We start from the raw sequence: 7,824 nt of genomic DNA on the forward strand, positions 1-7,824 counted from the left end.
ACCCGCCCGCGCGCCGCGCCGACCGCCGCGGTGGCGGCCGGCTGGTCGGGCGGGTCCACGTCCGCGGCCGAGGCCACCGCCCCGACGGTACGCAGCACCGGGCCGGCCGCGACGTCGGTCCGGCGGAACAGGGTGACCCGCGCCTGCCAGCCGGTGATCGGCGAGCGCAGGGTGCCCATCGTGTCGACCTTCGCCCAGGCCTCGTCGTGGGTCTGGCCGGGCACGGAGGTGCGGTGGATCGTCGTGTCGTCGGCGGCCCAGCGGCCCAGCACGTACCAGTCGGTGGACGGCGCGTCCCCGTCCCAGCCACGCAGCTCGACCTGGAGCCAGCCGCCCTCCGGGGTGTCCCCGGTCCAGGACGGGACGAGCTCGTCGACGCCGAAGCCCGGCCACACCACCGGGGTGGTCCAGGTTGCCAGGTCGTACCGGGCGGTGCGGCCGGTGTGCGGGTCGGTGTGGTCGAGTTGTCCGACCGGCGCCCCGATCGCCACGCCGCCCGGGACGGCGACCACCCCCTCGGCCGTGCCGAGGTCGAGGTCGGCCGGCAGGCGGAAGCCGCGGTACGCGATGTTCCGCCCAGGCGTTCCGGTCATGGCAGCTCCGTCCGCTCGTCGCCGGCCGCCGCACCGGGCGGCGCGCATGTAGGTGGGTGCCGGGAAGCATCGCGTACCCGAAGGTTTTCTGCAACGACGGCGAGGGCCGCCGGTTTGGCAGCCGGCACTAGGTTGTCGGGAGGTCACGAGGCAGGAGGCCGGGATGCGGGTACTGGTGGTGGAGGACGAGCGCAACCTCGCCGACGCGATCGCGCGCGGGCTGCGCAAGCGGGGCATGGCGGTGGACGTCGCGTACGACGGCGACACCGGGCACGAGGCCGCCTTCGTCACCCGGTACGACGTGGTGATCCTGGACCGGGACCTGCCCGGCGTGCCCGGCGACCGGATCTGCGCCGACCTGGCCGCGTCGGGCACCCTGACCCGGGTGCTGATGCTCACCGCGAGCGGCACCGTCGCCGACCGGGTCGAGGGACTGCAGCTCGGGGCCGACGACTACCTGCCCAAGCCGTTCGCCTTCGACGAGCTGGTCGCCCGGGTGCAGGCGCTCGGCCGGCGGGCCACCCCGGCCGCCCCGCCGGTGCTGGAGGTCGCCGACCTGGTGCTCGACCCGGCCCGTCGGGTGGTCACCCGGGGCGGCGAGCCGGTCGACCTGACCAACAAGGAGTTCGGCGTCCTCGCCGAGCTGCTCAAGGCCCGCGGCGCGGTGGTCTCCAGCGAGGAGCTGCTGGAACGGGTCTGGGACGCGAACACCGACCCGTTCACCACGATCGTCCGGGTCACCGTGATGACGCTGCGCAAGAAGCTCGGCGACCCGCCCCTGATCGAGACGGTGGTGGGCGCCGGCTACCGGACGGCCGAGGTGGCCGCATGAGCGCCCTGCGGCTGCGTCCCACGCTGCGGCTGCGGCTCACCCTGCTCAACGGGGTGCTGCTGGTCGGCGCCGGGGTGATCCTGGTGCTGCTCGCCTGGCTGCTGGTCCGCGACGCGCTGCGCCCGACGGACGAGCTGCTGCCCGGCACCACGGTGGTGCTCGCCGACGGCCGCACCCTGGACGCCGGGCAGTGGCAGCGGGAGCTGGTCGACGCCGCGTCGCGGGAGCTCCTGGTCAAGGGCCTGCTGGCGTTGCTGGCGATCAGCGTGGTCGGGGTCGCCGGGGCGTGGCTGGTGGCCGGCCGGGCGCTGCGCCCGCTGCACCAGGTCACCGCGACCGCCCAGCGCCTCGGGGAGGCCACCCTCGACCAGCGGATCGGCTGGTCCGGGGCGGACGACGAGGTGGCCGAGCTGGCCAAGACGTTCGACGCGATGCTGGACCGGATCGCCGCCGCGTTCGAGGCGCAGAAACGCTTCGTCGCCAACGCCTCGCACGAGCTGCGTACCCCGCTCGCGGTGATGCGGACCGAGATCGACGTGACGCTCAGCGACGACGAGGCGGACATCGCCGAGTACCGCCGGATGGCGACCGTGGTGCGGGACGCCTCGGAGCGGGCCAACGGGCTGGTCGACGCCCTGCTGGTGCTGGCCCGCAGCGAGGCCCAGACCGGCCGCCGGCTGGGCCGCCGCGCCGAGTGTGACCTCGCGGTCGGCACCGCCAACGCGCTCTCCGCCGTCGCCCGCGAGGTGGAACGGATCGGCCTGCGGGTGCAGACCTCGCTGCGCCCGGCGCCGGTGGTCGGCGACCCGGGGCTGCTGGACCGGCTCGCCGGCAACCTGATCGAGAACGCGGTCCGCTACAACCACCTGCACGGCCGGATCTGGGTGCGTACCGGCAGCGACGGGCAGCGTTCCTGGCTGGTGGTGGGGAACACCGGCTTCGAGGTCGCCCAGGCCGACGTGCCGGGGCTGTTCGAGCCGTTCCGGCGCGGCGGCCAGGAGCGGACCGGCGCGCGCGGGTCCGGCCTCGGGCTCTCCATCGTCCGCGCGGTCTGCGACGCGCACGGCGGCGCGGTCACGGTGGTCGCCCAGCCGGGCGGCGGCCTGGAGGTGACCGCCACCCTGCCCTCGGCCGACGCCCCCTGCCCGAACTGACCGGACCTCCTGCCCCATACCACAACGACGGCAGCAGCACCGCCGGGTTCGCGGCGGTGGGCGCCGTGGACGGCAACGTACCGGCCGGCACCCCGGCGGCCCTCTACAGCGACGAGCGCTGGGCCGGGCCGGCGTCGTCGCAACGGGTTGTGCCGCGCGGCCGAGCGGTGACATGATCGGCCGCGTCAGCCCGACGCGCGGAAGGGGGTGCGGTCGATGTCCACCAGGAACAGTCCCGCGCCCCGCCCCGGTCACCGCTGACACCATCCACTGCCGCGGGGCGCACTCCACCAGGAGGAAGCACCGTGAGTGCGTTGATCCACTGCGTCACCGTCGAGTCCGACGACCCGTACACCCTGGCCAGCTGGTGGGCGGGCGTGCTCGACCGCCGGCTGCACGATGACGACCAGCCGGGTGACCCCGAGGCGGTCCTGGTCGCGCCCGGCGGCCACGGTCCCGACCTGCTCTTCGCCGAGGTCGGCGAGCGGCACGGCAAGGGCGCGTTCCATCTCGACCTGCAACCGGCCGACCGGACCCGGGACGAGGAGGTCGAGCGGCTGCTCGGGCTCGGCGCCGTCCTGGTCGCCGACCGCCGTCGCCCGAACGGCACTGGCTGGGTCGTGCTCGCCGATCCGGAGGGCAACGAGTTCTGCGTCTGCCGCAGCGCCGCGGAACGAGCCGGGTCGGTCTGACCGTCGTCGGCGTCGCCCCCAACAGCAGGGTGACCGGAAACGACACCGGGCCCCCGCCGAGTGGCGGGGGCCCGGTGCGCCTGTCCGACGGGCGTCAGCCCTTCTGCTCGATCTGGCCGCGCATCGTGCTGAATTGGGCCTGCGCCTCGGCGCCGGTCTTGAAGTACAGGCCGATCACCCCGGTGCTGCCTCGGTCGCTCCAGACGCAGATCCCGAGCGGCACCTGCCCCGCCTTGGCGTCGCCACACTTCGCCTCGCCGCCGAGCGGGCCGGCGTCGACGGTCTTCATCTCGCCGATTTCGAGACCGCTGGTGCCCAGCGACCCGATGTTGGCGTCGAGGGACTTGGCCGGATCTGGGTTGAGGCCCGAGGCCGCGCCGACCATCACCAGGTCCTTCTTCGCCGCGCTGCCGTAGAAGGCGCTCACGGCGCTCGTCGCGTTCGGCGTGTCGCTGCGAAGGCTGTCCTCGACGTCCTTGGCGACCTTCACCAGGGCCGGGTCGGTGGACTTCGTGCGGCCGGCGAGGGTCTCGGGCGCCGTCACCCGGGTCTTGGTGGCGTCAACCACGTCGCCGACCTCGTCCTTGGCGGCGAAGAAGAGGACCGCGCCGCCGCCCAGGCAGAGCACCACCACGACGGCCAGGGTGATCAGCAGGATCCGGCCGACGTTCGACTTCTTCGGTGGCGGGCCGGCCGGGGCGCCGTAGGACGGCTGGCCGCTCTCCAGGTAGGAGCCGGCCTGCGGGGCGGACTGCTCGCCCGGGTAGCCGCCGTACTGGGGGCCGGGCTGCTGCGGCGGGTAGCCCCGCCGTACTGCGGGCCCGGCTGCTGCGGCGGGTAGCCGCCGGGCTGCTGGGGCGGGGGGTAGGAACCGGGATAGGGATTGGACGGCGGCTGGGACATGGGTCAGCTCCAGGTGAAGATCGTGACGGGTGATCGTAGCCAGGCCGGATGACGTGCCGCTGTCCGCCCGGCGACGAGGTGACGAAACCGCCGCCGGGTCGTGACCGGGCGCCCCGCCGGTCCCGGCTCGGCGGTCGGTCACCCGGGCGGTCGCGCCGCCGTACCAGGGAAGGCACGGTCGGCGCGGGCGGTCCGGCCCGGAATGACGATCGCGGTGGCCGGTCCGTCCGGGAGGGACGGCCGGCCACGCGATCGCGGGGGAGCGGGAGGGTCAGGCGCGCAGGCTGGCGACCCCGCGCGGCAGGAACCGCCGGCCGGTGACCCGCTCGGAGGTGCCGGTCCGGTCCAGGTACGGCGTGACGCCGCCCAGGTGGAACGGCCAGCCGGCGCCGAGGATCATGCACAGGTCGATGTCCTGCGCCTCGGCGACGACGCCCTCGTCGAGCATCAGCCGGATCTCCTGAGCCAGCGCGTCGAGCGCGTTCTGGCGTACCTGCTCGGCGGTCAGCGGCTGGTCGCCGACCACGAGCAGCTTGGCGACGTCGGCGTTGATCTGGTCGTCGACCACGATCGGCTGGCCGGAGTCGGCGATCCGCTTGAGGTTCTCGCTGACCCCGAACCGGTCCGGGTACGCCGCGTGCAGGGTGCCGCCCACGTGGTACGCCACGGCCGGGCCGACCAGCTGGAGCAGGGCGAGCGGGCGCATCGGCAGGCCCAGCGGGTCCAGCGCGCTGTTCGCCACGTCCAGCGGGGTGCCCGCGTCGACGGCGGCGAAGACCGTGCCGAGGAAGCGGGTGAGGAGCCGGTTGACCACGAACGCCGGGGCGTCCTTCACCAGCACCGAGGACTTCTTCAGCTGCTTGCCCACCGCGAACGCGGTGGCTAGGGCGACGTCGTCGGTCCGCTCACCGCGGACGATCTCCAGCAGCGGCAGCACGGCGACCGGGTTGAAGAAGTGGAAGCCGACCACCCGCTCCGGGTGCTCCAGCTCCTCCGCCATCGCGCTGATCGACAGCGACGAGGTGTTCGTCGCCAGCACGGCCTCCGGCTTGACGATCTTCTCCAGCTCGGCCCAGACCTGCTTCTTGACGTTCAGGTCCTCGAAGACCGCCTCGATGACGAAGTCACAGTCAGCGAACGAAGTGAGCTGGCCCGGCGTCGACGCGGCGAAGGCCTCTGCCTTCGGGGAGCCGCTGACCAGGCCGTACAGCTTGGCGGCGGTGCCCTTGTCCATCCGGCCCTTGCTGACGGCCTTCTCGATCTGGGTGTGCACGTAGCCGACGCCCTTGTCCACCCGCGACTGGTCCAGGTCGGTCATCACGACCGGCACCTGGAGGCGGCGGGCGAAGAGCAGCGCGAGCTGGCTGGCCATCAGGCCGGCGCCGACGATGCCCACCTTGGTGACCGGGCGGGCCAGGCCCTTGTCCGGCGCGCCGGCCGGCCGCTTGGCCCGCCGCTGTACCAGGTCGAAGGCGTACAGGCCGCTGCGTAGCTCCTCGGAGAAGACCAGGTCGGCCAGGGCCTCGTCCTCGGCGGCGGTGCCGGTGGCGAAGTCGGCGTCCTTGGCCGTCTCCAGCAGGTCCAGCGCCTTGTACGCGGCCGGAACCGCGCCGTGCAGCCGCTGGTCGAGGGTCTGCCGGGCGAAGTAGAGCACGCCCGCCCACATGTCCCTGTCGACCTCGGGCCGGGTCACGGTGACCTCGCCCCGGACCACGCCGGCCGCCCACTCGAGGGACCGCTCCAGGAAGTCCGCCGGCTCCAGCAGCACGTCCGCGATGCCCATCTCGGCGGCCTGCTTCGGCTTGAGCATCTTGTTCTGCATCAGCGGGTTCTGGATGACCACCTGGGTGGCGGCCGGGATGCCGATCAGGTTCGGCAGCAGCTGGGTGCCGCCCCAGCCGGGGACCAGGCCGAGCGACACCTCGGGCAGCGCCAGGGCCGCCGCGCCACCGGACAGCGTCCGGTAGTGGCAGTGCAGGGCCAGCTCCAGGCCGCCGCCCATCGCCGCGCCGTTGACGAAGGCGAAGGTCGGGATCTCGCTGTCCTTGAGCCGGGCGAAGACCCGGTGGCCGAGCCGGCCGATCTCCAGCGCCTGCGCGCGGTCGGCGAGCGCCGGCAGGCCGACGATGTCCGCGCCCACGCAGAAGATGTACGGCTTGCCGGTGACCGCGATGAACGCCGGGTTCGCCGCGAGGGCGGCGGTGATCGCCTCGTCCAGGCTGGTCAGGCCGCCCGGGCCGAAGGTGTTCGGCTTGGTGTGGTCGAAGCCGTTGTCCAGCGTGATCAGGGCGGCCGGCCGGTCCAGGCCGGGTACGTTCACCTGACGCAGCAGCGCCTTGGTGACGACCTCGTTCGGTGCGGCGAGCGTGCTCACTTGTTGCCACCCTCCCAGTGCGGGTTCTCCCAGATCACGGTGCCGCCCATGCCGATGCCGATGCACATGGCGGTGAGGCCGTAGCGAACCTCGGGGTGCTCGGCGAACTGCCGGGCGAGCTGGGTCATCAGCCGGACGCCCGAGGACGCCAGCGGGTGACCGATGGCGATCGCGCCGCCCCACGGGTTGACCCGCGGGTCGTCGTCGGCGATGCCGAAGTGGTCGAGGAAGGCGAGCACCTGCACGGCGAACGCCTCGTTCAGCTCGAACAGGCCGATGTCGTCGATGGTCAGGCCGGCGATCCGCAGCGCCTTCTCGGTCGACGGGATCGGGCCGACGCCCATCACCTCGGGCTCGACGCCGACGAAGCCGAACGACACCAGCCGCATGGCGACCGGGAGGCCCAGCTCGCGGGCGACGTCCTCGGAGGCGAGCAGGCTGGCCGTGGCGCCGTCGTTCAGGCCGGCCGCGTTGCCCGCGGTGACCTTGCCGTGCGGGCGGAACGGGGTCTTCAGGGAGGCGAGCTTCTCCAGCGAGGTGTCCCGGGGAGCCTCGTCCACGGTGGCCAGGCCCCAGCCGTTCTCCTCGTCGCGGATGGCGACCGGCACCAGGTCGTCCTGCAGCTTGCCGTTGGCGTACGCCTTGGCGGTCTTCTGCTGCGAGGCGAGCGCGAACGCGTCGGTGCGCTCCTTGGTGATGTGCGGGACCCGGTCGTGCAGGTTCTCCGCGGTGGCGCCCATGACCAGGGCGGACGGGTCGACCAGCTTCTCCGCGATGATCCGCGGGTTGGGGTCGACGCCCTCACCCATCGGGTGGCGGCCCATGTGCTCGACACCGCCGGCGATGGCGATGTCGTACGCGCCCATGGCGATGCCGCTGGCGACGGTGGTTACGGCGGTCATCGCGCCGGCGCACATCCGGTCGATGGCGAAGCCGGGGACCGTCTTGGGCAGGCCGGCCAGCAGGGCGGCGGTGCGGCCGATGGTCAGGCCCTGGTCGCCGATCTGGGTGGTGGCGGCGATGGCGACCTCCTCGACCCGCTCCGGCGGCAGCTGCGGGTTGCGGCGCAGCAGCTCACGGATGCAGCGGATCACCAGGTCGTCGGCGCGGGTGTTGGCGTACATGCCACCCGCCTTGCCGAACGGGGTACGGACGCCGTCGACGAAGACGACATCTCGAACTTCACGGGGCACTTGAGCCTCCTAGCCGGCACTGGCATTTCCCTCGGATGCTACTCGCCAGTAACCAACCCCGACACCACCCCCCATGTGGCCCA

6 protein-coding genes and 1 pseudogene are annotated in these 7,824 nt (G+C 73.2%); 3 read left to right on the forward strand and 4 right to left on the reverse strand.

Annotation, left to right across the window (positions count from 1 at the left end):
- Window positions 1-593: pseudogene (locus tag JNW87_RS31105) on the reverse strand (peptidase C39 family protein); the annotation flags it as partial.
- 163 nt (window positions 594-756) lie between these two features.
- Between JNW87_RS31105 and JNW87_RS31110 the strand changes: the two are divergent.
- The 3 genes from JNW87_RS31110 to JNW87_RS31120 all read left to right on the forward strand — a co-directional run bounded on the left by JNW87_RS31110 (window position 757) and on the right by JNW87_RS31120 (window position 3,271).
- Complete coding sequence (locus tag JNW87_RS31110; protein ID WP_109804910.1) at window positions 757-1,425, forward strand: response regulator transcription factor; 669 nt, start codon at window positions 757-759, stop codon at window positions 1,423-1,425.
- Window positions 1,422-2,579 carry a cell wall metabolism sensor histidine kinase WalK gene (locus JNW87_RS31115; protein ID WP_201749940.1) on the forward strand — a complete coding sequence of 386 codons (1,158 nt, stop codon included), beginning with the start codon at window positions 1,422-1,424 and terminating at the stop codon, window positions 2,577-2,579. The genes JNW87_RS31110 and JNW87_RS31115 overlap by 4 nt, the downstream gene beginning before the upstream one ends.
- 305 nt (window positions 2,580-2,884) lie before the next feature.
- A complete protein-coding gene (locus JNW87_RS31120; protein ID WP_109804911.1) occupies window positions 2,885-3,271 on the forward strand; it encodes a VOC family protein in 387 nt (128 codons plus the stop codon).
- A 94-nt stretch (window positions 3,272-3,365) separates the two neighbouring features.
- Here the strand turns inward: JNW87_RS31120 and JNW87_RS31125 are convergent, their stop codons facing one another.
- The 3 genes from JNW87_RS31125 to JNW87_RS31135 all read right to left on the reverse strand — a co-directional run bounded on the left by JNW87_RS31125 (window position 3,366) and on the right by JNW87_RS31135 (window position 7,741).
- Window positions 3,366-4,316, reverse strand: a complete 951-nt coding sequence (locus JNW87_RS31125; RefSeq protein ID WP_238454896.1) for a hypothetical protein — start codon at window positions 4,314-4,316, stop codon at window positions 3,366-3,368.
- 129 nt (window positions 4,317-4,445) lie between these two features.
- A complete protein-coding gene (locus JNW87_RS31130; RefSeq protein ID WP_109804913.1) occupies window positions 4,446-6,548 on the reverse strand; it encodes a 3-hydroxyacyl-CoA dehydrogenase NAD-binding domain-containing protein in 2,103 nt (700 codons plus the stop codon).
- Window positions 6,545-7,741 (reverse strand): acetyl-CoA C-acyltransferase, encoded by a 1,197-nt coding sequence (locus JNW87_RS31135; RefSeq protein ID WP_089010475.1) that lies wholly within the window; start codon window positions 7,739-7,741, stop codon window positions 6,545-6,547. The genes JNW87_RS31130 and JNW87_RS31135 overlap by 4 nt, the downstream gene beginning before the upstream one ends.
- Window positions 7,742-7,824: the final 83 nt, after the last annotated feature.

This window comes from Micromonospora sp. ATA51 (genome assembly GCF_016802855.1).
Taxonomy (GTDB): domain Bacteria; phylum Actinomycetota; class Actinomycetes; order Mycobacteriales; family Micromonosporaceae; genus Micromonospora; species Micromonospora sicca.